This window comes from Arthrobacter sp. JUb119 (assembly GCF_024807995.1).
Lineage (GTDB): Bacteria > Actinomycetota > Actinomycetes > Actinomycetales > Micrococcaceae > Glutamicibacter.
Genome location: NZ_JANUFE010000006.1, coordinates 45339 through 69733, shown reverse-complemented (window position 1 = coordinate 69733; position 24395 = coordinate 45339). Strand labels below are relative to the sequence as shown.

At 56.8% G+C, this 24395-nt stretch carries 23 protein-coding genes; 15 read left to right on the top strand and 8 right to left on the bottom strand.

The window, feature by feature from the left end:
* Positions 1-28: 28 nt before the first annotated feature.
* From M2368_RS15215 to M2368_RS15200, 4 genes are all read left to right on the top strand, one after another.
* Positions 29-487 carry a hypothetical protein gene (locus tag M2368_RS15215; RefSeq protein ID WP_498724642.1) on the top strand — a complete coding sequence of 153 codons (459 nt, stop codon included), beginning with the start codon at positions 29-31 and terminating at the stop codon, positions 485-487.
* Between the two features lie 4 nt (positions 488-491).
* A complete protein-coding gene (locus tag M2368_RS15210) occupies positions 492-2381 on the top strand; it encodes an SGNH/GDSL hydrolase family protein (protein ID WP_498724641.1) in 1890 nt (629 codons plus the stop codon).
* 11 nt (positions 2382-2392) lie between these two features.
* Positions 2393-2575 carry a hypothetical protein gene (locus M2368_RS15205; protein WP_498724640.1) on the top strand — a complete coding sequence of 61 codons (183 nt, stop codon included), beginning with the start codon at positions 2393-2395 and terminating at the stop codon, positions 2573-2575.
* 90 nt (positions 2576-2665) lie between these two features.
* On the top strand, positions 2666-3094 hold the full coding sequence (locus M2368_RS15200; protein ID WP_498724639.1) for a DUF2746 domain-containing protein: 429 nt from the start codon (positions 2666-2668) through the stop codon (positions 3092-3094).
* A gap of 8 nt (positions 3095-3102) precedes the next feature.
* Here the strand turns inward: M2368_RS15200 and M2368_RS15195 are convergent, their stop codons facing one another.
* A complete protein-coding gene (locus tag M2368_RS15195; protein WP_498724638.1) occupies positions 3103-3624 on the bottom strand; it encodes a hypothetical protein in 522 nt (173 codons plus the stop codon).
* 103 nt (positions 3625-3727) lie between these two features.
* On the opposite strand from M2368_RS15195, the gene M2368_RS15190 reads away from it, so the two are divergent.
* From M2368_RS15190 to M2368_RS15175, 4 genes are all read left to right on the top strand, one after another.
* Complete coding sequence (locus M2368_RS15190; protein WP_498724637.1) at positions 3728-3862, top strand: hypothetical protein; 135 nt, start codon at positions 3728-3730, stop codon at positions 3860-3862.
* Between the two features lie 2 nt (positions 3863-3864).
* Positions 3865-4803 (top strand): VldE C-terminal domain-containing protein, encoded by a 939-nt coding sequence (locus M2368_RS15185; RefSeq protein ID WP_498724636.1) that lies wholly within the window; start codon positions 3865-3867, stop codon positions 4801-4803.
* 13 nt (positions 4804-4816) lie between these two features.
* Complete coding sequence (locus M2368_RS15180; protein ID WP_498724635.1) at positions 4817-5059, top strand: hypothetical protein; 243 nt, start codon at positions 4817-4819, stop codon at positions 5057-5059.
* A 303-nt stretch (positions 5060-5362) separates the two neighbouring features.
* Positions 5363-6352, top strand: coding sequence for a hypothetical protein (locus tag M2368_RS15175; RefSeq protein ID WP_498724634.1), 990 nt, complete (start codon positions 5363-5365; stop codon positions 6350-6352).
* A 317-nt stretch (positions 6353-6669) separates the two neighbouring features.
* Here M2368_RS15175 and M2368_RS15170 read toward each other — a convergent pair whose 3' ends face one another.
* A complete protein-coding gene (locus M2368_RS15170) occupies positions 6670-7476 on the bottom strand; it encodes a hypothetical protein (RefSeq protein ID WP_498724633.1) in 807 nt (268 codons plus the stop codon).
* A gap of 78 nt (positions 7477-7554) precedes the next feature.
* Here M2368_RS15170 and M2368_RS15165 point away from each other — a divergent pair, with 78 nt between their 5' ends.
* Entirely contained in the window at positions 7555-7719 is a 165-nt protein-coding gene (locus M2368_RS15165; protein ID WP_498724632.1) for a hypothetical protein, read from the top strand.
* Positions 7720-7935: 216 nt separating this feature from the next.
* Here the strand turns inward: M2368_RS15165 and M2368_RS15160 are convergent, their stop codons facing one another.
* From M2368_RS15160 to M2368_RS15150, 3 genes are read right to left on the bottom strand one after another with little or no spacing between them, the layout of a single operon-like run.
* The gene (locus tag M2368_RS15160; protein ID WP_105662566.1) at positions 7936-8877 is read right to left on the bottom strand and encodes a type II secretion system F family protein; all 942 of its coding nucleotides are present in this window, start codon (positions 8875-8877) and stop codon (positions 7936-7938) included.
* Complete coding sequence (locus M2368_RS15155) at positions 8874-9725, bottom strand: type II secretion system F family protein (protein WP_105662565.1); 852 nt, start codon at positions 9723-9725, stop codon at positions 8874-8876. The genes M2368_RS15160 and M2368_RS15155 overlap by 4 nt, the downstream gene beginning before the upstream one ends.
* A 2-nt stretch (positions 9726-9727) precedes the next feature.
* A complete protein-coding gene (locus tag M2368_RS15150) occupies positions 9728-10948 on the bottom strand; it encodes a TadA family conjugal transfer-associated ATPase (protein WP_105662564.1) in 1221 nt (406 codons plus the stop codon).
* A gap of 249 nt (positions 10949-11197) precedes the next feature.
* Between M2368_RS15150 and M2368_RS15145 the strand changes: the two genes are divergently transcribed.
* The 3 genes from M2368_RS15145 (at position 11198) to M2368_RS15135 (ending at position 18313) form a co-directional block, all read left to right on the top strand.
* Positions 11198-15007, top strand: coding sequence for an FHA domain-containing protein (locus tag M2368_RS15145; protein WP_498724631.1), 3810 nt, complete (start codon positions 11198-11200; stop codon positions 15005-15007).
* 638 nt (positions 15008-15645) lie between these two features.
* Entirely contained in the window at positions 15646-15894 is a 249-nt protein-coding gene (locus M2368_RS15140) for a WhiB family transcriptional regulator (RefSeq protein ID WP_013348560.1), read from the top strand.
* A gap of 202 nt (positions 15895-16096) precedes the next feature.
* Positions 16097-18313, top strand: a complete 2217-nt coding sequence (locus M2368_RS15135; protein ID WP_105659068.1) for a Stk1 family PASTA domain-containing Ser/Thr kinase — start codon at positions 16097-16099, stop codon at positions 18311-18313.
* 71 nt (positions 18314-18384) lie between these two features.
* Here M2368_RS15135 and M2368_RS15130 read toward each other — a convergent pair whose 3' ends face one another.
* Together M2368_RS15130 and M2368_RS15125 are read right to left on the bottom strand one after the other, a co-directional pair.
* A complete protein-coding gene (locus tag M2368_RS15130) occupies positions 18385-19788 on the bottom strand; it encodes a class II 3-deoxy-7-phosphoheptulonate synthase (protein WP_105659067.1) in 1404 nt (467 codons plus the stop codon).
* 71 nt (positions 19789-19859) lie between these two features.
* Positions 19860-20531: a lysophospholipid acyltransferase family protein gene (locus M2368_RS15125; RefSeq protein ID WP_105659066.1), complete on the bottom strand. Its 672-nt coding sequence runs from the start codon at positions 20529-20531 to the stop codon at positions 19860-19862.
* A gap of 135 nt (positions 20532-20666) precedes the next feature.
* Here M2368_RS15125 and M2368_RS15120 point away from each other — a divergent pair, with 135 nt between their 5' ends.
* From M2368_RS15120 to M2368_RS15110, 3 genes are all read left to right on the top strand, one after another.
* Positions 20667-21440 (top strand): alpha/beta hydrolase, encoded by a 774-nt coding sequence (locus M2368_RS15120; RefSeq protein WP_105659065.1) that lies wholly within the window; start codon positions 20667-20669, stop codon positions 21438-21440.
* A complete protein-coding gene (locus tag M2368_RS15115) occupies positions 21437-21871 on the top strand; it encodes a hypothetical protein (RefSeq protein ID WP_105659064.1) in 435 nt (144 codons plus the stop codon). The genes M2368_RS15120 and M2368_RS15115 overlap by 4 nt, the downstream gene beginning before the upstream one ends.
* Before the next feature lie 113 nt (positions 21872-21984).
* On the top strand, positions 21985-23796 hold the full coding sequence (locus M2368_RS15110; RefSeq protein WP_105659063.1) for an AMP-dependent synthetase/ligase: 1812 nt from the start codon (positions 21985-21987) through the stop codon (positions 23794-23796).
* Here the strand turns inward: M2368_RS15110 and M2368_RS15105 are convergent.
* Entirely contained in the window at positions 23769-24311 is a 543-nt protein-coding gene (locus M2368_RS15105) for a hypothetical protein (protein ID WP_332487293.1), read from the bottom strand. The two genes, M2368_RS15110 and M2368_RS15105, sit on opposite strands and share 28 nt — an antisense overlap.
* Positions 24312-24395: the final 84 nt, after the last annotated feature.

Genomic DNA, 24395 nt, shown 5'->3' with positions numbered 1-24395 from the left:
CGGTGGGTTTTCTAGTTAAGGAGGCGGCATGGCCGTAGTCACTGGGAACTTGAAGGATATTGGCGGGGCTGCCATGGGCAACCGCAACGGGGTCGTGAAGTTCACCCTCAACGCCGGGAACGTCACCGCTTCGGGCGGTGGGCTCAGGCCGGATAGCACGCAGACTGTCACACCCAGTGCCGATGGGACGTTCTCCACCAACCTCGAACCAACTGTGAGCATGCTCGCGGATGCCTGGTACATGGTGCGCATCGAGTGGCTCGACAACGTCGGAAACTTGATCTCTTATCTGGAGTTCCAGATCCGAGTGCCATCCTCTGGTGGTGTTCTCTCCGACCTGATCGAGCTCGGTGCCGGCGGAGCGAATCCGCTGATTTGGTGGGTAGGGCTGACCGCGCCACCTACACGCCGCTACCTGTGGCTGCACATGAACCCAGCAGACAACACGGACCCCGCTGGGACCGGCGACGTAAGACAATGGAGGTAACCCCATGGCATGGGTGACGATTACTAACGTCAAAGGCCCAAAGGGAGACAAGGGCGATCCTGGGCTCGGCGCAGAAAACGCGTTGCAGTTCAAGACCAGTGTCCCGGCAGGTGATGTTTCGACGTGGACTGGGCTGGCTAACGCCGGGATCAACCGTGTTCCAACGCAGACACAGGTCGATGCCATAACTGGCCGCCCGCTTGGCGCTGATCCGGGCAATGTGCTGGTTAGCCCTGTGGGGTCTACGACGAGCATCGTCACGTGGATGGAATACGGTGACGATGCAAGTATCTGGGATCGCACGGTCTCCACTGATGCCGCTCAGGCTACGGGCTGGGTGCGCCGGGTCAAGACGAAGCGTGTCGGCACATCCCTGACTTTGACCGGTGGTTCAGCAGCGCAGACGCGAACTGACTTCGGCGGCCGTCTCCCGGTGAACTTCGGTGTTGATATCCCACGCTGGCGTGCGCATCTGCGCAACTACAACCTGCGTGACAGCTCAGCCCAAACCGGCTCGCTGAATATCACTGGTCTTTCGATTGGTGAGGCGGAGGTTGATGCGAACGGCCAATACACGGGCAACTGGATCGACGGTACCCAAAAGAACTTGTTCTTCAGTGGTTCCACACCGCCCACAGGCTCAGAACTAGTCACCCCGTTCTTCGACTTCCACTTGGACAAGTCGAAGGCCTACCTGTTGTCGTACGCGTTCACTGGTGCCGCCGGCCAGAGTGTTGTTGAGGCGCAGGGCGGTGGGTTCGTTCTGACCAACGGCTCGGTGGCGGTGCACTCCGTGTCCGTTGCATCGACCATGTCGAAGACGATGCCGCTGATGGTGTGGGTCGAAGCTGAAGTGCCCGAAGCAACGCCAGTGAAGGCCGTTGTAGGCGACTCGCTCAGTGTGGGTGTCTCAGCAACGTTGCCGGTGCATGATTCCTGGCTGGCGAAGCTATGCCGCGCCGAGGGTGCATTGCCGATGTTCTGGGCCGCCTCAGGAGACACGTTGGCGAACTTCGCCAATGACCTTGCGTGGAAGTTCCACCAGTGGAAGGCATTGGCTCGCCCGGACGTCACGTACTTCGCTTTGGGGTCCAACGATATATTTGGTGCGTCCGCAACGTTCGCGGATATGAAGACACGGTTCTACAACTCGTGGTTGAAACTTCGCGCATTCACTGGGCCGAACGTTGTCCTGTGTTCGATCTTCCCGCGTTTCAATGGTTCGGCACCTGAAGAAGCGGTACGCAAGCAGTACAACGACTGGCTGGAAACCAGCTTGCCTGGTGGTGCTTCGTACTTCATCGACATGGCTATGGCGATCACGAACCCTGATGGGTCCACGCTGAGCCTGAAGTACGCTGCATCGTCCACGGACATTCACCTGACTTCACTGGGTTACGCACGCGTCACCCAGTTCATGGTGAGCACCGTGGTCTTCAAGGAGCAGCGGTACGTAGTCCGGGAAACAGCCGGACGCACGGTCCTCGTCTGGGACTACATCAACGGGCGTGAGCAGCTGATCTACGGGGATACCGGCGTGCGAGACGTATCTTCGCTGGTGCCAGCCGGGATCACGGTGACGAACCTGCGCATCAGCAGGACGGGGCGAACCGTGAACGTGTCAGCGCAGGCGGTGACAAGCTCCACGGCAGGGAATATGACTATCTTGGACCTTCCACTTGGCTTCCGACCAGATGAAGGATCACAACGCGCAGGGGTCGCGACCTCCCGTGAGAGCAATATCGTGCGTCCCATTTCACCGTTCACGTCACTGTTGCGAATCCTAGCAATGCCAGCAGGAACTCTGATGGAGTTCGGCTGTTCATTCACCACCGCTGACCCCTGGCCATCAACACTGCCGGGAACCGCAGTGGGAACAATCCCGTACCAGTAAGGAGTAACCCAGTGGACTTTTCAGCACTGAACGACGAAGAGCTCGCCGATCACCTGAACCAGGTACTAGCTGAGCAGGAACGCCGTAAGGCGTTAGCGGAGATTCCGGAGCAGATCAGGGAACTAACCGCCAAGTACGTTGCTGGTGGCGGACAGGCCGAAGACCTGCAAACGGAACAACCAGTCGCCGAATAACAAGATCGAAGCGCCTGTGCGGAGGGCGCATTTTTTATGCCATCCGCTCAGGGACCTGATACATCCCAAGTAACCATTGAGGAGGGCGCGATGCCCGGCTGGCTCACTGAAGCCGTGATTGTGCAAGCCATAACTACCCTCGGCATTATCCTCGCAGCTCTTATCGCTGCTTGGTTCCCGCTGAGTTCGAAGCTCAAAGTGATCGGCAAAGACGCGAAAGAAGCTCGCGAACAAGTTAAGAACTCGCACGATACGAACCTGCGCGAAGAAGGCGACGAGAGGCATGAAGCAACCATGTCCGCACTCAAGGAGCTAGGCAGAGATGTGCGGGGACTGCGCGAGGATCACTATGAAACCCGTAAAGATATAGGCCTGTTACATGCGGAGGATAGGGCGGTCCGACGTGAGACCCAAGCGCTTCGCAAGGATTTCTCCGATCACGCCAGGCAAACTGAGGCCTGGACGCCGATGCTTCGGGACCTGCATAACAAGTATTCTGCGAAGCCACCGGCTGAGTAGTTCCAATGTTAGCTATTTGGTGTAGCTCGGATATCCGGATATTCGAGTCCATCTACGCCAATTTTGGGAATTCGCCCGGCTAGGCCCATGAGAGCGCCCGTGGAACGCCCTATTTCCGCGGCAATTATGCGCAATTGTTCCGTTGACGAAGACTGGAAGTTCGAGTTCTTTTTGCCGAACTTTATTCTCATTAAATCAACAGCTCCGTTACTCCCGGTATCGATCCACATTGAGTGCAGTACCTCGTTGCGAGCTGTGGCAGATTGGGTAATTTTCGACTTTAGAGTTTTCAGATCTTGCGCTAGATCCGGCTGATTGGTGTCTTCAGCGTAAATGAGAGTCAACCTGCTGAATAAGTCCAAAAGGCTATTGAACGAAAGAGTAGCCGTGATCTGGGTTCCAATCCGTTGGTCGACCCCGATTAGGCCCCAAATAAGGAAGGCAAGAAGCGATTCCAGAGTGTTGAAATTTGTCGAGATGCGGCCGATTTCCAGGAGATGAGCTTCGTTCGAAGCGATATTTTCATTCATTTTCTGATGCTAACTCACTGGTCCTTCCTTCACGAAAGATAAGAAGTTCCCGCCCAGACCATATTCGTGTCTGGGCTTTTTCTATGTCCGAAAGGAATGCATCATGTCTGACCGTAACCCGATGGAAGCCATCGACCAGGACAACTACGAGGACCCGAACCCGGAGGAAGTCACCGACCCGGGCCACCCGGATTATGTGGCGCCGGCGAAGGGCATCAAGCCGCTAGGAGACAAGTAAGCATGGCGGTCTACAACGGCTATACCGGCGCGACGTCCTGCACCAAGGGGCCAGCCCAGGGCGCACTCGGTGCGATGGCGTGGTTCCTGGCGAAGTACAAGGAGTTGGGCGGCCGTAACTCCGGCATCTACAACTGCCGGCCAGTGCGCGGATCCAACAGCACCACTTCGCTGCATGGCGAGGGCCGTGCAATGGACTTCGGTTTGAAGTGGTACGACAAGATCGAAATCTTCGAAGAGTTCGCCGAGCAACTGCGCCTGAACTCCAAGGAGCTCGGTATCCAGTGCATCATCTTCAACCGCAAGATCTTCTCCGGCGGGTACAAGAACAAGGACTGGTATAACTACATCGGCGTGAACCCGCACACCGACCACCTGCACGTGGAGTTCTCCTGGTCCGCTGCGCGCCGCGACAAGGACGACACCATTGAGCTGTGGGAGCGGGAGCTGGGCGGCAAGCTGACCGGCAAGCCTGTCCCTGTCATGTCACGTCCGAAGGTCAAGGACCAGTCGCCAACCAACGTTCCGAACGGTTCCACGAACTTCCCGGACAACTACGCCGATCTGAAGATCAACGGCAACTTCCTGTCCTGGGAGGTCGGCGCCCTGCAGATCCTACTGGAGAACGTCGTAAACGGTCTCAACAAGCAGTGGGATGGCAAGTTCGAGAGCCTGACCATCACTGACACCATGACGCTGATGCAGCGCAACGGCTACTACCTCAAGACCCCGTTCGCCGCCCGTGGTGTCAAGAAGGGCACCCCGCTCAAGAAGGACGGCGACGACGGTTACTGGTTCTGGGTCGAGTTCCAGCGCATGCTGGCCGATGACCTGGGCCACCGCGGCAAGGTCTACTACGACACCCGCAAGTGGCGTCTGGACGGCAAGCCGTTGAAGGAAACCGGCAAGGCCATCCAGCGATGGCTCAACGACAACAACTAAGGAGGCACCCCTCATGGGAAAGTACGAAGCACAAGGCACGGGGCTCAGCGACCCGGCCACCCGCAAGAAGCTCTACACGGCCGTGATCGTTCTGGCCGCGCTAGTGCTCACCACCCTGATCACGATGGGCATCATAAACCTAGACCAGATCAATGACTTCGTGTCGTTGCTGGTGGTTGTTGTTGGTATCGTAGGCAGCTTGGTGGGTCTGATATCCGCCGCTCTGGCACGAGCCAACGTAGATCCACCGAAGTAGAAAAGAAGAATGCTCCCCACCTTTTCGAGGTGGGGAGCATTCCGTGTTTAAGCTGGCTGTTCGGTACTCCATATGATCGTGATCAAATCGCGAAGACTGATGTCTGCCCAGGAGTAGGTTGAGTATTCCTCATCGGCTAAGAAGGAGGCCGTGTCCTCGACGCTGAGTCGGCATCCCGTGGCACGTTCGATCGAATCAAGAACCTTTTCAAACGGAACATCACGGGAGGACATATTGCAAGTTTAATCCACAAGAATGTAACTATCGAGAGAAATAGGTGTATTCGAAAGTATTCTCTAAATCATGACTCAATTGCCTGACGATATTGTGCACAAGATCCAGTGGTGCGAAAAGCTTCTTGACGACATCGCCGACATGGTTCAGGAGTTCGCGGACAATTTACCGACCTCGCTGGTAGCTTTTGCGAATCCGACCCTGAATTCAAATAGACCGGATGATGGGATGACGTTATGGCAGCTCAAAACAGTATCCACGCTCAAGCCACCGGCTCAACTAACAATGCTGGTCGGTGATTTCGTTCAGAATCTGAGGAGTTCGTTGGACTATCTTGCCCGTGCGGTGGTCATTGCCACGGGAGGCACCCCTGTCGATAAGGGGGCTGGAACGAGCTACCCGATTCTCTTGAAAACTCCGAAAAAGGCAATCTCAATCACCGGATGCGATCATGAGCTAGTGTCGCTTTTACTCGAAGGAACTCAGCCGTATCAAATCCGTGAACCTATGAGGCATCCGTTGGGGCGGCTGAATTTCTTGGCAAATGAGTACAAGCATCGCGAACTGAGAATAGCCGTGGGTTTGGCTGCATTCCCTTCATTCTTCGCGTTGGCTGACAGATCAAGTAAACCATTTCGCGGCGTCGCAATTGCCAACATGCGATTCATGAGCCACGACGACGTATTAGATCCATTGATGTACCCGTTCACGAAAGGTGTAGTACCCGAGGCGATCGGTGAATTCGATCCACTGTTAACCCTCGACACAACTTATACGCCGATCTTGAGTGTTTGGGAGGAATTGAACTTTTATCTGGCTGTTGTAAGGCACGAGGTAATTCCCTTATACAGAGGCTTCTTCGATGGTGCTTGGCCGGAAGAACTTCGACCTGCCATTCTCCCTCAGCCGTACTATCCGGCACGCGTTCCTAATGTCGATGTCATGATCAATGGGATGAAAACTTTTTACCGAGAGAATTTTGGAGAATTTGGAGATTCAGAAGTAAAGGTAATGCCGATGTATGAGGGGCTCAACACGGAGGAAGGTAGAGGCTGGTGAACCAAATATAGTAACGTGGGGAGATTCGAACTCCCGTTCCGCCTTGATCGAGGTTGGCGCCGTATCCGGTACGCGTACCGGTGCCGCAGGTTTGGCCGCTCACTGCAAACACTCCACCATATTTGATTCTAGGTTCCGTGGGGGGATTCGAACTCCACACGAGAATACGCGTTTCCGCACTGCTCTTCCTGGCGCGTTCGTCCAGGCAGCCACCTTACCTATTCGGTGTCACACGGAACCCCGGGCACATAGCCCGGTACGAATAGTATGGCACTTCCTGACGAAAATTAACACAGCGCACTGCAATCACGCATACGTTATGAGCCAGTGCCGTTGTCTTTTTTCCAGTCGACTCTTCGAGCGATGGCGCGGATGATCTTTTCACATTGTTTTCGGTAGGCAAGCGCAGTGTCCAGATTCATTTCGACTGCAGCAGTGTTGTGAGCAATATCATTCCTGATTCGTCGGAGAGAGTTGATCGAGTCTTGTTCGGGGAGAGTAAGTAACTCACGTTCCGCGAGTTCAGAGAGCAGCTGGACCATTTGTCGCGGTCTATGTGATCCGTAATATTTCTTGTTATCGGGAGAACGAGCATCATATGGCTCAAGGCCGTCCAACTCGTCTAATGCTTCAACGACAAAGGATTCGAGCTGGTTGTATGACTCCAGCGCTATGATTCGTGGATCACTGGTCTCTCGGAAACTTACTGGATAGAAATGCAAGCGACTTGAATAGTCGCGGCTTTGGTCAATTTTGGAAACGCGCCGGTTTGACTCTTCTGAGATGCCAAGTGTTGCCTCATTCTGCCGAAGAGTTTCTTGAATTTGCTCGTCGTGCAATACTGCTTCAACACTTCCGAACTTGAATGACTTGAACGTTTTCGCAACGGCAGCCAATCCAGTAGACAACACTCTTCTAATGCCAGGGAAAAGTAAGGCTCCCAATGCTGCGAATATCAACAGGGGCCACGCAACACTCGCGATGAAATCTAGCGCGAGGGTCCACCAATCGTAGGCGGAAGTGACAGGCTGAACGGAGTCAGTCGTTATTGCAGGTACCTCAGGAGGTTCGGGAAGGTTTGATTGTTTGTGAGGCGGCATGGGTATGGGAATGGTCTTGCTCATAGTATGAGCATATCCATTGCTCTCTTGGAGATCGGAACGATTACGAGCCGTACAGCGTAGGTGGCTAGAATTCGCCTTGTGGAAGTAACAGTGAATTACCTGCAAGACGGCGAACCCGGCGCCGTGTCAGTCATCGGTGATGACTACGAAACAACTCGGGACCAAGCATTCGAGCTAGTGCCCGAAGAGGCCGTGCGTCTCAGCATCATGGTGGACCGCTCGTACGGGGGCAGTAACCAGTAGCAATCGGGGCATACTCATGAGTGTAATCATGACCCATCCGGGCACGTCGCCTCTGCTATCCCTGAGTTTCGGGGAAACCTTACGAAAGAGTAGTTCACCGGTTGCAGTGATTTGCAATACCAGTTTGAGCATCATTTCTTGTATGTGATTCATGACGGCCCTTCTAACTTGCTAAAGGATTTCAAAGTGGGAGATTCAAGCTTTTCTATGCTCCGATCAATAACTCATCTCCAATAACGCCAGACCGGGGAATACGGCGAAAACGATCGTGAGAGGAAGAATTCCGAACACGACCGGTACCAGCATGGAAATCTCGCGTTTTCCTGCAACTTCCATAAGTTCTCGTTTGGACGCATCGCGGACATCTTGTGCTTGGTCTCTGAGCACTTGAGCCAATGGTGTGCCTCGCTCTGTTGCAACAACGATTGCATCGACAAATCGCGTCATGGCTCCAACTTGCATCCGGTCGGACATATTCTGCATCGCTTGGACCATCGGTGTGCCTGCGTGAATGTCGTTCAAAGTCTTGGTGAATTCGTCACCGATCACCCCGTGGCAGATTCGTGAAATTCTTTCGATGGCCCCGGTGGTTGATTCGCCTGCGCCGACAGTTAGCGCCAGCACTTCGGCCACGGTTGGAAACTGAGTCAATATTTTCCTGGCCCGCCGATGGATCTGTTCGCCAAGCCACCAACCACGCAATGCATAGCCAACAATCCCGAAACCAATAACGACTAGCACCGATAGGATCAAAGAGACATGATACTGAACGGCGGCAAAGGCCATGAGCGCAGATCCTGCTACTAGGCCTGCCAGAGCATAAACAATTTCTTGAGACCGGTAGTCAATTACGCTCATGTCCAATCCGGCAGCGTTCAGACGCTTCCGAAGAGTACTTGCCGAAGGACTGTGTAGGCTAGCCAGCTTCTTGATTTGCAGCAACATGGGGGCAGCGAGTTGGCCTAAAGCCGAGTGCCCGGAGTCAGAGTGCCATGAGTCTTCCAGCATGCGTGAGCTTCGAACGCCAACGCGAACATGGGGCGCAATACGATCAGCGAAGGCCATTCTTCGCCAGCCCGGCAGGTTCACAAAGACCAGCCAAAGGCCTATGCCAAGTCCCAAACCGCAAAGCGCCGCCCACGGTGTATAGCTGTTCATGCCAGGACTCGTTCTTCTACTGGCAAGGTGCCCAGCCGGAGCATGATTCGATAGCAAACGAGGGAAACCAGCATGCCCAGGCATAGCACTATCACTCCCCCGAACGTCATATATGCATCCTTCGCAGCTTCCTGGGTGCCCAAGACCAACAGCAAGATCCATGGCGCGGCGACTGCCAAACGCGCTGCCGAGACAATCCATGATTGGCGGGCAGCGAGTTCCCCTCGTGTTCTCACGTCATCGCGCAAGAATGCCGACAAAGTTGTGAGCGTATGCCCCAAGTCGGTGCCCCCGACTTCACGCGTAATCCGCAATGTCGTGAGAATCTTGTCGGCTACCGGGTCTGCCAAGCGTTCGCCCAGCTGGTCCAGCGCCACGGAGAAGTTCGCTGTGGCTCGATAGTCCAATGCGAAATCCCGAAATAGCGGACGCAATACCTGCGGGCCGACGACAGCCAATTGGCTCAATGCTTCGGGAAGAGATAGGCCCGCCCGGATGGCACTTCGCAAGTGATCAACCACCTCTGGCCATTGTTCTTGCAATGCTGTGCGGCGCTTGGTGGCTTGATGGCGCAGGTAGACCCATGGTGCGAATGAACCGAAGATGCTAAACACCAAGGCGAAGAGCCACGAAGCGGTGAGTCCCAACGTCACCAACGCGGAAGTCAGCCCGCAGACCAGGCAAATCACGATGAATTTTGCCGGAGCCAGATTGCTCATTCCTGCATGCAAAAGAGCATTCTTGATGGCCGAGCTACGTTTGGGCGATTTTGCCCACGGGGCGAAGAGCAACCAGTCAACCATGAGGGCAATGCCTAGCCCGCCAAGGAGAGCAAAGAAAGCAACCACCGCTACACCGCCATCAATTCGGCAATATTGATTCCAGCGACATCAAACTTTTCATGGGACCAATCGGCTCCCCGAGCCGGCAGCAGGCGATCGGCTTGCCGCTCGAATAGCGTCGAGGACTCAATTTGCCCTTCCTCCACGCGGTTGCGCACGCTGAGAATCTCGTTGACATAGCGATGGCCCTGTGGACTCCGCACGCAATGAACCACAAGGTCAATGCATGCAGCCACGGTCTTGATGGTGAAGTCGCTGGTGATATTTGGTCCTGCAAGCAACGGCAAAGTGCAAATTTTTGTGATAGCGTCGCGGGCAGAATTCGCATGCAAGGTACATAGCCCCGCGATTCCCGAGTTCAGGGCAATGAGCATATCCAAGGACTCTGCTTCGCGGACCTCGCCGATAATGATCCGTTCCGGGCGCATGCGCAAGGCCTCCTTGACCAGCCGGCGCATCGTGATTTCACCGGTGCCTTCAAGATTGGCGAGGCGAGTTTGCATGGCAACGACATCTCTTAGTGAAAGATTCAGCTCAAAGATTTCCTCGATGGTGATAATGCGTTCCCTGGGGCCGATCGCTGATGCCAGACAGTTGAGCATTGTCGTTTTGCCGGCTTGTGTAGGGCCAGTAACGATGACATTCAGACCGGCACTGATCGCCGTAGAAAGGAACCTCGCTGCTTGTTCGCTCAAGGCTCCCAGCTCAACTAGATCTTCAAGTTTTCCCGCGCGAGCAATGAACTTACGAATGTTGATGGCCCAATGCTCATGGGTGATGTCTGGAATCACGACGTGAAGACGAGACCCATCAGGCAATTGGCAGTCGACGAATGGCTGGGAAAGGTCCAGACGCCTGCCCGACGTTTTGAGCATGCGTTCTACTAGAGCCGCGATTTCTGCCGATTCCATGCGTATGTGGGTCAGTTCGCTTTGGCCACCTCTGGCGCAAAATACTTGATGTGGAGAATTTACCCAGATCTCTTCAACAGAAGGATCATCCAATAAGGGTTGCAGCGCTCCGAACCCGGCCACATTATCGAATACTGAACGTTGGGCGGCCTCTAGCGATCCAAGTGAAGGCACGGCGCCAAGCAATGCGCGTTCGTCGTAGTCGCGAATGACCTCTTCAATAAGTGATCGGATCATCGCTGGCTGCTTTGCCGGGTCCAATCCACGCCGGCGAACCAGCTCGCGTACTTCGTCTTCGACAATGGACAGCGCATCCACGACTGACTCCTTTGGCTTCCCTACTGGAGGATCCCGATCTCGGGGACTATCGGCGAGCGCGTCGTCGGTGCAGCATACCTATTCGTATGACAAGGGATGCTATCTGCAGCAGAGACCGCTTTCAAGAGGTTCCCGAAGTTGTGGATAGTTCTTGGTACTTTCTCCACACCAAGATTCTTATCTTCCAGCGCCGCCCTCAATGCTGGTTTAGATGGGAACGACAACATTCCATTACATTCAGGAGACCTCATGGTCCGCTATGAATTACTTCTGATTTCCCGAAAATTCCAGCATCCGCGGCAATTCGAACTTGTCATGTCCGGACGAATATCGGGCGAGCAGCTCGCCGCACTGCTGCAGCAGCATTTCCCGGGACAACGATGGTATTCGGGAATAACGCGGATAGAAGAGTTGGGGATCCTGCATGCGTCTGAACGTCTTCTGCTCAATGAATTGCCCCAACCTGTTCGCGCCACAAGCACCACAGCTTCGTGCCTCAAGTTATATGTAGTTCGCGGCCCCGACGCTGGTGCCTGGATTCCGCTCACAAAGGGAGAACATGTCATCGGCAGAACCGCCCCATTATGGTTAGAAGATCCGCTGGTGTCCCGGGTTCACGCGAAGTTATTCGTGACAACCCGGAGCTTGCGCCTGGTAGCCTGCTCTGAGCAGCAACTTGCCATGCCAGATGGCAGCCGCTGCGAGTCCGTGGAATTGGAACACGGATCGCGCTTCTTTCTGGGCAACACTGAATTCGCTGTCGGCGATCCATTAACCGCCCAATCCGGTCAATTGGTAACCCCCGAACAATTGGAAATCCAAGTACCTTCCAAGCCCGAGCTGTCCCGCTTAATTGCTCTGGTCCTCGCAGCATTCGTTCCGATCATCTCCGGCGTCTTGCTTGCCTTGGTTACCGGTTCGATGCTCTTTCTGATCTTGAGTGGCGTTTCGGCCCTTATGGGTATGGTGCCTGCCGGTCAACTGTTCGTGGAGCATCGCGAATGGAAAAGGGAAATGGAAGTGCAACGAGCTTCCGCCATTATCGCGAGAAGTAAATATTCTCCGGCTCTCGGAGAATCGTTCGTAGCCGGACTGGATTCCGCTTCTTTGGGACTGTCGCATGCCCGGATACCACCACTGGTTTGGGGCGAGGGACTGTGGTCTCCGCAGGACACCTCTCGTTCTGATCCCACGGGGATCCGCAAAGTATTTCGTAGCCTCAGGAAGACGAAGTCGGACGCGCCCTGGTTCGGTCCAGTATTTTTCCCGAGTACCCCGAGCGTCTGGCAGCTGAATTCTGCACAAGGGCAAAGCGCTGGGGCTATTCTGGCCGCAGTACTTGCACGCTATCTCCCGGCCATACATTCCGGCCAGATACGGCTCGTGCTCGATCCCAGTGTCAGGTGTCTTCCGGCGTCGCTGCTTTTGGTGAGCAACGTTTCCGTGGCCCACCTGTCGATTCCCGAAGAATCGAGCTTCACCAGGAAAGAGGAAACCAACCTGGCGACGTTGTACGTCACTGCCCAGGAACCTCAACCTATTTCCGGCGCCCTGGTGCTGGGCGTTTCACCGGTGCTGGCCGAATCCGTGGAGAATTGGATTGTTCCAAGCCCCGTGTCCTCGCGTTTGCCCGACGAACGCTTAGTGCTGCAGAACCTAAGCACGCTGAGCCTTTCGCGGTTCGACAGGATGGTGCAGCAGTATGTGCAGCTGCAAAAGCAGGCAATAACCAAGAACGCAGAATCCATTGCATCCCCGTCACTAGCCGTACGGGCACATCTGGGCCTCGATGAACAGCAAGAGGACGTGTTCCTTGATCTTCATGAGGATGGTCCGCATGTACTGATTTGCGGCACTACAGGGTCAGGCAAGTCAGAAGCGCTCAGGCGCCTGATTGCTGATTTTGCCCGGAACTACCCGCCGACTCAGCTTGCCTTCGCACTTATTGATTTCAAGGGTGGAGCTGGACTAGGCGTCTATGCAGGTTTGCCCCATGTCCAGCTCTTCGCAAGCGACCTCGATGAGGCAGCGGCTCAGCGCACGTTGGAACAACTAGAACATGAGGTGCGGCGGCGCGAGGAGCTTCTGGCAGCACAAGGCTGCAGCGACATTGCGGAATATCAAGATCTCGACGAATCAGGCCCGATTCTGCCTCGCTTGCTGGTAGTCATTGACGAATTCCGTGTTTTCGTCGAAACGCTTCCTCAAGCCAGCGCCAGAATTGATCGTTTAGCTGCGGTGGGTCGAGCTCTAGGAATCCATCTGATTCTCAGCACGCAGCGTCCGGCTGGCGCTTTGACGGGACAAACCAAGGCGAACTTAAACACGACAATCGCATTGAGGGTAAACGACCCGGGTGAGTCCGTGGAACTGGTGGGCTCCACCGAGGCGTCCAAACTCCTCCACCCCGGACAGGCGATCATCAAGGGCGCTTCCAAGCCCACTAGGAACATGCAATTCCAGCTGGCCATCGAGCCGCCACTGCACGGCGAACTATTCGAGCGGAATCGTCAAGATCTCAGCCTTCGTCCGTTGTGCCGATTCGAAAAGAGCATCGCGTCAGTCGCTGGAGATCGCTTGCAAAACCATGCAGCAGAACTTTCCTCACAGTGGTCCACTTCGGAGCTCCCGGTATCTGGTTTTGCTCCAGCGTTGCCTCGGCCAGCAGAACCAACGCACTCGCCAGATACGTGGGATGGGAAGGAACGAGGAACGATTTACTGCGGCGTTGCAGATAATCTGCATTTGGCCCGGCTTGAACCTTTGATTCTTGACCCTGCCCGTTCACGATCAACATTGATCTGCGGCTTGCCAGAAGCCGGTGCCCGAACCCTGTTCGCTTCCCTCGCCCGTTCGCCCAGAAAAATACTTTGCTTCGGTCCGTCGCCGATCCCGGATGCCACTGAAAACGTCAAGGTTGTCACGGGTGAGGATCCCTATGGCTTTTTCGATGCTGTCGACTTCCTGGAATCCATGCCCAGTGATCCAGCATTGATCATTCTCGTTCATTCACTGGCCCAGTTGCAGTCCAATATCCACCCGCAACATTTCCAACGCCTGGACGAAGCACTCGGTACGCTATTGCGTTTCGGCGGCCCGCAATCGCCTATGGTGATTTGTTCAGTTGACCGCGACCAAAACGCGTTGAAGTCCACCGGTCTTTGTACAGAGCAATGGTTCTTCCCATTCAACGCTACCGAGTCATTAAAGATGATGTGGCCCAAGATCCCGGCCTGTTCGCTTTTGCCGGGTCGAGGGGTCAAGCTGAGTTCGGGGCATCCTCCGCAGGTCTTCCAACTCACCGAAGTTCAATTAGCTGAAATCCCGGGAAGCACCTGGCCCGAAGTGCCTTCGGCTTGGCAGATGCCTTCAGGTTCTGCCCTTCAACCGGCAAACTTTCTGGGATACTCGCCCTTCGATGGTGAGGCGGTCCCTCGACCAGCAGGTCCGATGGTTGTTGTGCTGTGCCCCGATACGCAACAGCGCCGGCAGCTGACTGCCGTACTCGCTGTGCGTTGGAACTCCCCGCATATTTGCGGCCTACCGGACTTTGAACGGTTCGTACGTTCTCTCGAGGACGGCTCGTACCGTGTTCGGCAGGACTTGCTTTGCCTCTTCCTCGAAACCACCAATGACTCTCGGTTGCCACCGCTCTTGAACGCTCTGAATTCGAGGGGAATCGGTGTCGCGCTATTCGTTCCGCCGTCCAGCAGGATGGCCTTCGACCTGGGATTGAGCGCCAACGGGTTCGATGATCGCCAGGTAGTCGCTGTCGAAGCCCATCATCCGCAAGATCTTCAACCGATGAATTGGCAGCCAATCCATCAGGTGCCTCATCAAGGAGCCAAAGACTATTGGTGCGCGGTCATCTCCAAACGAGGCAAACCGCGGATGATTCATATTCCGTACGAATTATCTGCTGGCAATTCAGCGGTTTGGCCGGTCTCCGAGGAATGCGGTGGTCTTCGGCGCGAAGAGCATCACCACAGTGGTTCCGGCGACCACGATGGAAAGTACCGCCGCGGCCGTCACCATCGGGATATTGGAGCTCAGGAATGAAACAGAGAGGATGAGCTGGAATAGTTGCCAAACGACAATCGGAGCACGAGTGAACGCTTTTCCCTTGAAGAAGTTGACAGCTACCGAGCCTTGCCAAACGGCAAGAAGCAAGCACAGGGCCAGCATGAATAACTGCCCGCCCATATTGACTGTTCCGTTGGTGTCGAGGTTCAACATGTAGCTGATGGCGTACGCCAGAACAGCCAGGGCCTCAATTAGGACAAGCGCGGCAACCACGAAAACACTGGTTGGGCGGGACGAGATTGCATTTTCGTTGCTCACATCAACAATTTTCGTTGACCTTCTGCAGGAACTCAAACCGCAACAATTGACTTTTGCTGTTGCTCGCGCCACACCTCTGATAACTAGCGGATCCTAGTGCCAAATGCCATGTGAGAAAGCACTCAGGCATTCAGCAACATTTCGCTACCGTGACTCTTGTTTACTTCCGCGTTACATGAAAACCTTATGTGGTCGGTTAAACGAAGTGCCCGAATGGACTTCTCCGACCTTTCGAGACGCCAGATGTTAACCGCTAGGCAACCAGGATTTCATTTCACTCCTAGTTATTTTTTGCCTGTGTGTTGATTGTCGTTGGTGTTTCACACCCTCTCAGATTTCAAGGAGCATCAATAAGCATGGATTGGCGTAGCCGCGCGGCGTGTCTGGAAAAGGACCCGGAACTGTTTTTCCCAGTGGGAAACACCGGTCCGGCCCTGTTGCAGATCGAAGAGGCCAAGAGCGTCTGCCGTCGATGTGAAGTAACCGAAACCTGCCTGCAGTGGGCTATTGAGTCCGGCCAGGATGCAGGCGTCTGGGGTGGCATGAGCGAAGATGAGCGTCGTGCCTTGAAGCGTCGTGCAGCACGAGCTCGCCGCGCTTCCTAATTAAGCTGCGCTCGAGGTAATTCTCGCAACCCGAGACGCTATACGAAATCCGCCAGAGGTAAACACCACTGGCGGATTTCGAGTTTAAGCGACAAATTGTCAGCTCAGCTAGGTACATTAAAAGTAGTATTCATGTTCGAAAGGATCCGTTAGTGACTCTGGCCCGCTTCGCGTGCACCGTTCAGGCAGGTGCGACCGCAAAATGAGCCCGGCCCTGACCGACCCCAACCTGGGCAAGACGCTGGATGGTCGATACCGACTGGACCATCTGCTTGCCCTGGGTGGCATGTCACGCATCTACCGCAGCATGGACAAGCGCCTGCATCGAGCGGTTGTCGTGAAGATCCTGAACGACAACTTCTCCAGCGAGCATACAGTGCGTGAGCGATTCGAATCCGAAGCTGTCATCGCTGCGAATATCACTCATCCGAATGTGGTCTCCATCCGCGATCACAACGTGAGCGATAATCTGGTGTACCTCGTGATGGAGTATGTTCGAGGACGGAACCTCGAACAGGTCATTGAAGAACGCGGCCGCTTTACTCCGCGTCAGGCGCTAAGCGTCCTTGAACAAATTTGCCACGGTCTCAGCGCCGCGCACAGCGAGGGAATCATCCACCGGGATATGAAACCGGCAAATGTGCTGCTCTCCGATACCGGCGAAGTGAAAGTTACCGACTTCGGCTTGGCCCGTGCTGCCAGCGCCCATACCCAGTCAGCCACGCTCGTCGCCACGCTGTCCCATGTCTCCCCCGAACTAGTTTCAGGGGCACCAGCCGATTCGCGCAGCGACATCTACGCACTGGGCATCATGATCTACCAGATGCTGACTGGACAAGCACCGTATACCGAGACCAATGCCGCTGCATTAATGAAGCATCATCTGGACTCCCCCATGCCCATGCCCTCGGACTTGGTTCCGGGATTGGCCGAAGATCTCGATGAGTTGGTTCGATGGTGCACCGAGAAGGATCCAGAGAAGCGCCCGCAAGATGCTTCGCTGCTGCTGGAGGAGATCATCCAGATCCGCTCAACGCTCAACGATGCGCAACTGGACCTGGGCGCCGAGGACCTCGGCGGGATTGAAGATCTCACCCCGCAAACTATGGCGCAGATGCCCACTACGCTGCAGCAGCGTCTTGATGCGATGCAACGCGAGCGCGAAGATGAGCGTGAACAGCTATGGCTGAAGCGGAATACTGCTCAGCACGAGGACAGCTACGTTATCGATGATGCCCCCGCCGATCCTGACCAGACAACCGTCATTGCCGCGGTTGACGCCACCGAAGTCTTGGATCTTCGCGATGCGCAAGCCACACTGGCCCAGCCTCGTCCCACTGATCTTGCCGCTGATTCTGGCATAGCCGCAACGTCGGTGTACACCCGCGGCCGCGATCTGGAACCGGCCCACGAGAATGACGCCGATTCCGAAGCACCGCTGTCGGTACGTGGCCAAAAGCGTGCGCAGAAGCAGGCTGCAAGAAAGTGGCGCAAGGAAGCACAGGTACCCACCCACCGGTTGCGTCAGCCTCGCTCGGGTACGCAGAAGTTCGTCATCACCGTGATGTGGATCCTCATCGTGGCTCTGGTCGCAGGTGCCGGATGGTTCTTCGGCCGCGGCCCCGGAACCGTCATCCGCATCCCGTCATTGACCGGCATGCTTCAATCGCAGGCAGTCGCGCAAATGGATGGCCAAGGTGTTCCAGTTCGGGTAGGCACGACCTACAACGATGAGATTGCCATCGGCAGGGTGGTCGACTCGCAGCCGGGGACCGGCGAGAACATCATGAAGTTCCAGGGAATCGATCTGATCGTTTCGCAAGGCCCTCAGCTTTTTGCAGTTCCGGATTTCACCGGGAAAACCCTGGATCAGGCCACCAAGTTGCTCGATGAAATCGGTTTCGAAGATGTCCAGGAAGCCGAGGCCTACTCGGAATCGGTGACGAAGGGCGAGATTATCAGTTCCTCCCCTGCCGCCGGCAAGAAATTGCCGCGGAAGAACATCATCACCCTCACTGTTTCCAAGGGACATGCTCCGGTTCCTGTTCCTGCGGTCATTGGTCTTGGCAAGGATGCGGCCAAGGAAAAGCTTGAGTCCATGGGCTTGAAGCTGGAAACCGGTGAATCCGTCCATTCCACGACGACCGAAAAAGGCCTAGTCGCCGTCCAGGACCCGGCCCAGGGCACCGTTGCGTACGGCAGCACCGTGACAGTGAATCTCTCGGAAGGACCAGAATACGTCCAGATCCCATCCGTGCTCGGCATGGGCGTCGAGGAAGCACTCTCTGCACTGGAAGCCGCCGGCTTTTCCGTGAAGACGCACAATGTCTTTGGCGGTTTCAGCCAGACCGTTCGCATGCAGTCTCCATTGCACCAGCAAGCCGTGCGCGGCAGCGAGATCAGCATCTACGCCTTCTGAGGCCTGCGCCGTTCCCCAGGCATAAAAATAATCCGGTTCCCGCTGTCGGGAACCGGATTATTCTCTAGCTGCTAGCGGTTTCGGCTGCGGCTCTGCAGTGCCGAGGAGACCAGGAAGGCCATCTCCAGGGACTGGCGGTGGTTCAGGCGCGGGTCGCACAGCGACTCGTACAGCGAGTCGAAGTCTTCCTCGCGGATCGGATCCGCTCCGCCGAGGCACTCAGCCACATCGTCGCCGGTCATCTCCACATGCAGGCCGCCTGGGAAGGTGCCCAGCGCGTCGTGCACTTCGAAGAAGCCGCGGACTTCGTCCATGACATCTTCGAAGTTGCGGGTCTTGTAGCCGTTCTGGCTGGTGACCGTGTTGCCGTGCATTGGGTCCGTAACCCACAGCACCTGGGCGCCGGAGGCCGTGACCTTTTCGATCAGGTTTGGCAGCTTCTCGCGGATGTTCTTCGCACCCATGCGGGTGATGAAGGTCAGGCGTCCTGGTTCGCGGTTCGGATCGAGCTTTTCGATCAGCGCGAGGACATCTTCCGGATCCGAGTTCGGGCCCAGCTTCACGCCGATTGGGTTGCGCACGCGCGAGAGGAAGTCCACATGTGCGTGGTCCAGCTGACGGGTTCGTTCACCGATCCACAGGAAGTGGCCGGAGGTGTCGTACGGCAGGCCGGTCCGCGAATCGGTACGCGTCAACGCACGCTCGTAGTCCAGCAGCAGTGCTTCATGGGAGGCGAAGAACTCGGTGCGCTTGAGCGCCTCGAAGTCTGCACCGCAGGCATCCATGAAGCGGATGGCCGAGTCGATCTCGCCGGCCAGCTGCTCGTAGGCGGAGTGCGCCGGGTTGGCCATGAATCCGCTATTCCACGAGTGCACGCTGCGCAGGTCTGCGAAGCCGCCCTGGGTGAACGCGCGGATCAGGTTCAGCGTGGCCGATGAGGTGTTGTAGGCCTGCACCATGCGCTTCGGATCGTGGGCACGGGAATCGGGTGTGAAGTCGAAGCCGTTGACGATGTCGCCGCGGAATGCCGGCAAAGTAACACCATCTCGGGTTTCGTCATTCGAGGAGCGCGGCTTGGCGAACTGGCCAGCCATGCGTCCCATCTTGATTACCGGCATCGATGCGCCATAGGTCAGCACCACAGCCATCTGCAAGATGGTGCGAACTCGCGAGGAGATCTTGTCGGCGGTTGCATCGGCAAAGGTTTCGGCGCAGTCGCCGCCCTGCAGCAAGAAGGCCTTGCCCTGGGCTGCTGCGGCCAAGCGTTCGCGCAGTACGTCGACTTCGCCGGCAAATACCAGTGGCGGACGCGAACCCAATTCGTTGATGGAGGACTGATAGTCCTTGTGCTCACGCCAAGTCGGCTGCTGGGCAATTGGCAATTCACGCCACAAATCTAGTTGCGGATCGGTGGCGGGGCCGGCTACGGAGGAGCCTGGCAATGGGGTTCGGTTTTCTTCGCTCACCTTGCCCATTCTACGTGGCATCAGCTCAAAGGACCGCGATGAATGTAACAAGTCGCCGTAACACTGCGCATAGCGGCCTGCTACTTCTTTGGTTTGCGTGGAGCATAGATGTCGACGTAGCTCTGACCTGACAGGACATTGATTGCCTTGCGGATCTCGTCGGCGCAAGCGCGAAGCGTTTCAGGATTCGCGGACCTGCCGTTCAGGTGCTCGAAGGTCAGCGGCTTGCCGATCTTGATCCCGATCCGGCCCGGATGCGGCAGGCTTTGGCCGATGGGCTGGACCTTGTCGGTGCCAATCATTGCAATTGGTATCACCGGGGCACCGGTTTCCAGGGCGAGCTTTGCGACGCCGAGCTTGGCCCGGTACAACCGTCCATCCGGTGAACGGGTGCCTTCCGGATAGATGCCCAGCACCTGGCCCTGCGCCAGTGCGTTCTTGGCACTGGCCAGCGAAGCAGCCGATTTCTGCCCGCCTGAACGGTCCATGGGCAGCTGGTTGATATTGCGGAAGAACCACGCGGTGATCCGGCCCTTGATGCCCTTGCCGTTGAAGTACTCGTCCTTGGCCAGGAAGATCACGGTACGATCCAGCGCCGCTGGGAGGAACACCGAGTCGCTCACCGACAGGTGGTTGGAAGCCAAGATCGCCGCACCGGTTTCAGGCACATTGCCGATGCCCTGGATCTTGACGCGGAAGAAAATTCGTATTAGCGGCCGGACAGCGAAACGCTTGAGGAAGTCGTACAGCACAGCGGGAAAATTCCTTCTTCTAGTTGACCAGCTACGCGGGAAGAGAAACCGCGACCTTACTGGTCGAAGCGCACTCCGCACCCTTCAATTGTGCACTACGCTCGAAGGTGAAGGCAGAAATCCGGAGGGTTCACGATGAAACTTGATGCAGGCAATACTCCGCTGGACGAGCGCAAACGTCCATGTGCAGTACTTATGATCCACGGTTTTACCGGCTCCGCTGTTTCCATGCAGCCATGGGCGGATTCCTTGGAGCAGGCCGGATTCGACACGGACATTCCCCTTTTGCCCGGGCACGGAACGCAATGGCAGGACATGGTCGGTCGAGGTTATGGCCAGTGGATCCACGCTACCGAAGCGGCTTTTGACAGGCTCGCGCGCACGCACGAGCAGGTATTCGCCGCTGGCCTTTCCATGGGTGGCGCCCTGGCCCTGCATCTGGCGACCCGCCGCAATGTAGCCGGTGTTTCGCTGGTCAATCCGGGCCTGGTCGTGGACTCCCCCTTGTCCCCCTATACTCCTTGGCTCAAGCATGTAGTGCGCAGCGTTGCCCCTATCAGCAATGACATCGCCAAGCGCGGTGTCGATGAAGGGGCCTACCCGCGCACCCCGGTAGCAGCCGTAGCCGAACTCCGTTCGCTCTTTGCCCAGACCCGCCGGCGCTTGGAACTGGTGAACGCCCCGGTGCAGCTCTTCCGTTCCACCGTCGACAACGTAGTCTCAGAGCAGTCGGTGCGCGAGCTGGTCGAGGGCCTGAACTCAGGCACCCTGGCCGAGCACCACATGCTCTTGCACTCCAAGCACGTAGCCACACTGGACTACGATGCGGAGCAGATTTTCCACGAATCCGCTCGCTTCTTCGCGCAGCTGGCCGCCACGGAACAGAAGCGCAAGGAGGAGCGCGCATGAATCCGGAAGATGCCCATCCTTCAAACCAGAATGATCCGCAGTGGGATGAGCTAGTCGAGAATTTCCGTCAGCTTGATGCCTCGGCACCCCGCGAACCCAGCGCCGACGAGCGCGCGGCGAGACTGGAGAAGCTCTTCAACACCGGGCCTGCCGCGGTTCGCGGACCGCGCGACTATGTTGCTGAGCAGACCCCGGAAGAGTTCGTTCCAGAAGAACCCGCCGCGCTGGGTTCGGGTGATCCGATGCTGAACCTCGCCTGGGTTGGCGCCGCTGGCGGTCCGCTTGGGTTGCTGCTGTGCGTGGTGTTTTTCCGATCAGCTCCGGTGTTCATCTATTTCGGACTGGCACTCGCCGCCCTGCTCGGAATCGCCTACTTGCTCAAACGTCTTCCCACTGAACGCGATCCGGGAGATGATGGGGCTCAAGTATAGAAAACGGCTTTGAGTACACCACACGGTAGGTTACTCTATAGTAATAAAGATGTGATGCGGGTTACCCGCTATTGCTAATGGGGTCCCACAGAGTTTCAGGAGTTGAAGACCAGATGCGCGAATACAGCTCGCCAATTCGCATTCATTCGCCACAGCAGTCGAATATTACAGATCTGCTATTACGCCACGCGAATTCAGCGGCCAACCCGGCATTGTTCTCAAAGCCGGGAACCGACGGAACGTGGAATGATGTCACGGCATCGCAGTTCGCTGCCGACGCCCGGGCCATTGCGAAGGGGTTCATCGCCAATGGCATCGAAGCTGGCGACCGCATCGCGTTGATGGCCAAGACCCGCTACGAGTGGACGCTGGTTGACTTCGCCATCTGGTTCGCCGGCTGTGTCACTGTCCCCGTCTATGAAACTTCCTCCCCTAGCCAGGTTGCCTGGATCGTTTCCGATTCCGGTGCCAAGGCCGTCGTCGTTGAGGCCGCCGCCCAGGAAGCCGTGGTGCGCCGCGCCGCCCATCAGGAACAGCTCGACGGACTGGATCACGTCTGGCAGTTCGATGGCGGGCTGGAACAGCTCTCCGAAGATGGCCGGAACGTCGATGACCAGTTGCTCGAAGCCCGCCGTTCGGGCGCAGCATTGGATGACATCGCCACGATCATCTACACCTCGGGCACCACCGGCCGTCCCAAGGGCTGCGAGCTGACCCACGGCAACTTCGTGGAGCTGGCGGAGAACGCTGTGGCTACCTTGCCCGGCGCCGTTTACCCGGGCGCATCGACCATCATGTTCCTGCCGCTGGCTCACGTTTTCGCCCGCTTCATCTCGGTAGTCAACATTGCCGCTGGTTGCCGCACCGGGCACACCCCCGATGTCAAGCACCTGCTCGAGGACCTCCAGTCCTTCAAGCCGAACTTCATCCTCGCTGTGCCGCGCGTCTTCGAGAAGGTCTACAACTCGGCCATGCTCAAGGCTGAAGATAGCGGCAAGGGCAAGATCTTCCACGCCGGCGTTGACGTTGCAGTGGCATACTCCCGCGCCAAGCAGGAGGGCAAGGTTCCGCTGGTGCTGAACCTGAAGCACAAGCTCTTCGACGCCCTGCTCTACCAGAAACTGCGCACCGCGATGGGTGGCAACATCCGCCATGCGGTCTCCGGCGGAGGTCCGCTGGGCGAGCGCCTGGGCCACTTCTTCAACGGCATCGGGGTGACCATTCTGGAAGGCTACGGCCTGACTGAAACCACCGCACCGATCACGGTGAACACCCTGGACCGGATCAAGATCGGCACCGTAGGCAAGCCGCTGCCGGGCAACGCCGTGCGCATCGCCGCGGACGGAGAGATCCTCACCAAGGGCATTTGCGTGATGCGCGGCTACCGCAACCGTCCAGAGCTACAGGATGAGACCTTCACCGATGGCTGGTTCCGCACCGGGGATATCGGCGAACTCGACGCCGACGGATTCCTGAGAATCACCGGGCGCAAGAAGGAAATCATCGTCACCGCCAGCGGCAAGAACGTGGTTCCTGCGCTGCTTGAGGACCAGATCCGCGCCGACGCGCTGGTTTCCCAGTGCGTGGTCATCGGCGAGGGCCGCTCGTTCATTGCGGCCCTGGTGACCTTGGATCCAGAAGCCCTGCCAGGTTGGCTGGCCCGTCACCAGATGGACCAGAACCTGTCGCTGGACGAGCTATCGACCCATCCAAAGGTGCTCGAAACCGTGCAGGCGGTCATCGACAAGGCCAACACCTCGGTATCCAAGGCCGAGGCGATCAAGTCCTTCCGCGTTGTGCCTGCTGACTTCACCGAGGAAACCGGTCATTTGACTCCCTCGATGAAGATCAAGCGTGCAGTAGTGCTCAAGGACTACGAGGCCGTGATCGAAGGCATCTACTCGGCGCCCAAGCCGACAGCATAGTCCAGCACTGCATTAGCCAGCTCCCACGATTCGCGAGCTGAGGCGGCCCAAGGCAACTTGAGGCCGCTTTGCTGTGTTCGGGCATAGTAGCTGCGCGGCAATACCACGCGGCTGAATGCCTGGGTGGCGTGATTCTGGTGCTCGTGGCCAAGCACCGCGTAGATCAGGTTCCCAGCCAGGTCCTTGCGGCCATTGGCCAGCAGCCATTCGACCAATTCCATGAGCCGGTCTTCCGAGTCGGCACTGGTATCGCCCACAACCACCAACACGTTGGTGGTTGTGAATTTCCCGTCCATCACCGATTGCACGCGCTGCGGTCCGGCCGTGGCCACCTGGGCCTTGCAATCCAATTCGCCGAATTGTTCGGCCAGGTGCTCTGCGATTTCGCAAAACGGAAGATGCGTGTCGAGGGTGAAGACCAGTACCGTGATCGGCTGGCCCTTGGATCCCAGCTCGGCAACCTGCTGCCTCAGCCGGGCGGGCACAGCCCCGGGCGTCATCTTGCTTGGGCGCATCACAGCTCCTTCTGCTTTGTGGTTCGCACGATTAGTTGGCAGAGCGCAGGGGCCCGCAACCTTGGTCACGAGCCCCCGTGCTCT

Excerpts from the sequence above, each read along its gene's own strand:
- M2368_RS15210 (WP_498724641.1), top strand. The coding sequence starts at position 492 with ATGGCATGGGTGACGATTACTAACGTCAAAGGCCCAAAGGGAGACAAG.
- M2368_RS15135 (WP_105659068.1), top strand. The coding sequence starts at position 16,097 with ATGAGCCCGGCCCTGACCGACCCCAACCTGGGCAAGACGCTGGATGGT.
- M2368_RS15175 (WP_498724634.1), top strand. The coding sequence starts at position 5,363 with ATGACTCAATTGCCTGACGATATTGTGCACAAGATCCAGTGGTGCGAA.
- M2368_RS15120 (WP_105659065.1), top strand. The coding sequence starts at position 20,667 with ATGAAACTTGATGCAGGCAATACTCCGCTGGACGAGCGCAAACGTCCA.
- M2368_RS15130 (WP_105659067.1), bottom strand. The coding sequence starts at position 19,788 with ATGGGCAAGGTGAGCGAAGAAAACCGAACCCCATTGCCAGGCTCCTCC.
- M2368_RS15145 (WP_498724631.1), top strand. The coding sequence starts at position 11,198 with ATGGTCCGCTATGAATTACTTCTGATTTCCCGAAAATTCCAGCATCCG.
- M2368_RS15105 (WP_332487293.1), bottom strand. The coding sequence starts at position 24,311 with ATGCGCCCAAGCAAGATGACGCCCGGGGCTGTGCCCGCCCGGCTGAGG.
- M2368_RS15180 (WP_498724635.1), top strand. The coding sequence starts at position 4,817 with ATGGGAAAGTACGAAGCACAAGGCACGGGGCTCAGCGACCCGGCCACC.
- M2368_RS15140 (WP_013348560.1), top strand. The coding sequence starts at position 15,646 with ATGGATTGGCGTAGCCGCGCGGCGTGTCTGGAAAAGGACCCGGAACTG.
- M2368_RS15115 (WP_105659064.1), top strand. The coding sequence starts at position 21,437 with ATGAATCCGGAAGATGCCCATCCTTCAAACCAGAATGATCCGCAGTGG.
- M2368_RS15215 (WP_498724642.1), top strand. The coding sequence starts at position 29 with ATGGCCGTAGTCACTGGGAACTTGAAGGATATTGGCGGGGCTGCCATG.
- M2368_RS15170 (WP_498724633.1), bottom strand. The coding sequence starts at position 7,476 with ATGAGCAAGACCATTCCCATACCCATGCCGCCTCACAAACAATCAAAC.
- M2368_RS15195 (WP_498724638.1), bottom strand. The coding sequence starts at position 3,624 with ATGAATGAAAATATCGCTTCGAACGAAGCTCATCTCCTGGAAATCGGC.
- M2368_RS15110 (WP_105659063.1), top strand. The coding sequence starts at position 21,985 with ATGCGCGAATACAGCTCGCCAATTCGCATTCATTCGCCACAGCAGTCG.
- M2368_RS15190 (WP_498724637.1), top strand. The coding sequence starts at position 3,728 with ATGTCTGACCGTAACCCGATGGAAGCCATCGACCAGGACAACTACGAG.
- M2368_RS15160 (WP_105662566.1), bottom strand. The coding sequence starts at position 8,877 with ATGAACAGCTATACACCGTGGGCGGCGCTTTGCGGTTTGGGACTTGGC.
- M2368_RS15200 (WP_498724639.1), top strand. The coding sequence starts at position 2,666 with ATGCCCGGCTGGCTCACTGAAGCCGTGATTGTGCAAGCCATAACTACC.
- M2368_RS15185 (WP_498724636.1), top strand. The coding sequence starts at position 3,865 with ATGGCGGTCTACAACGGCTATACCGGCGCGACGTCCTGCACCAAGGGG.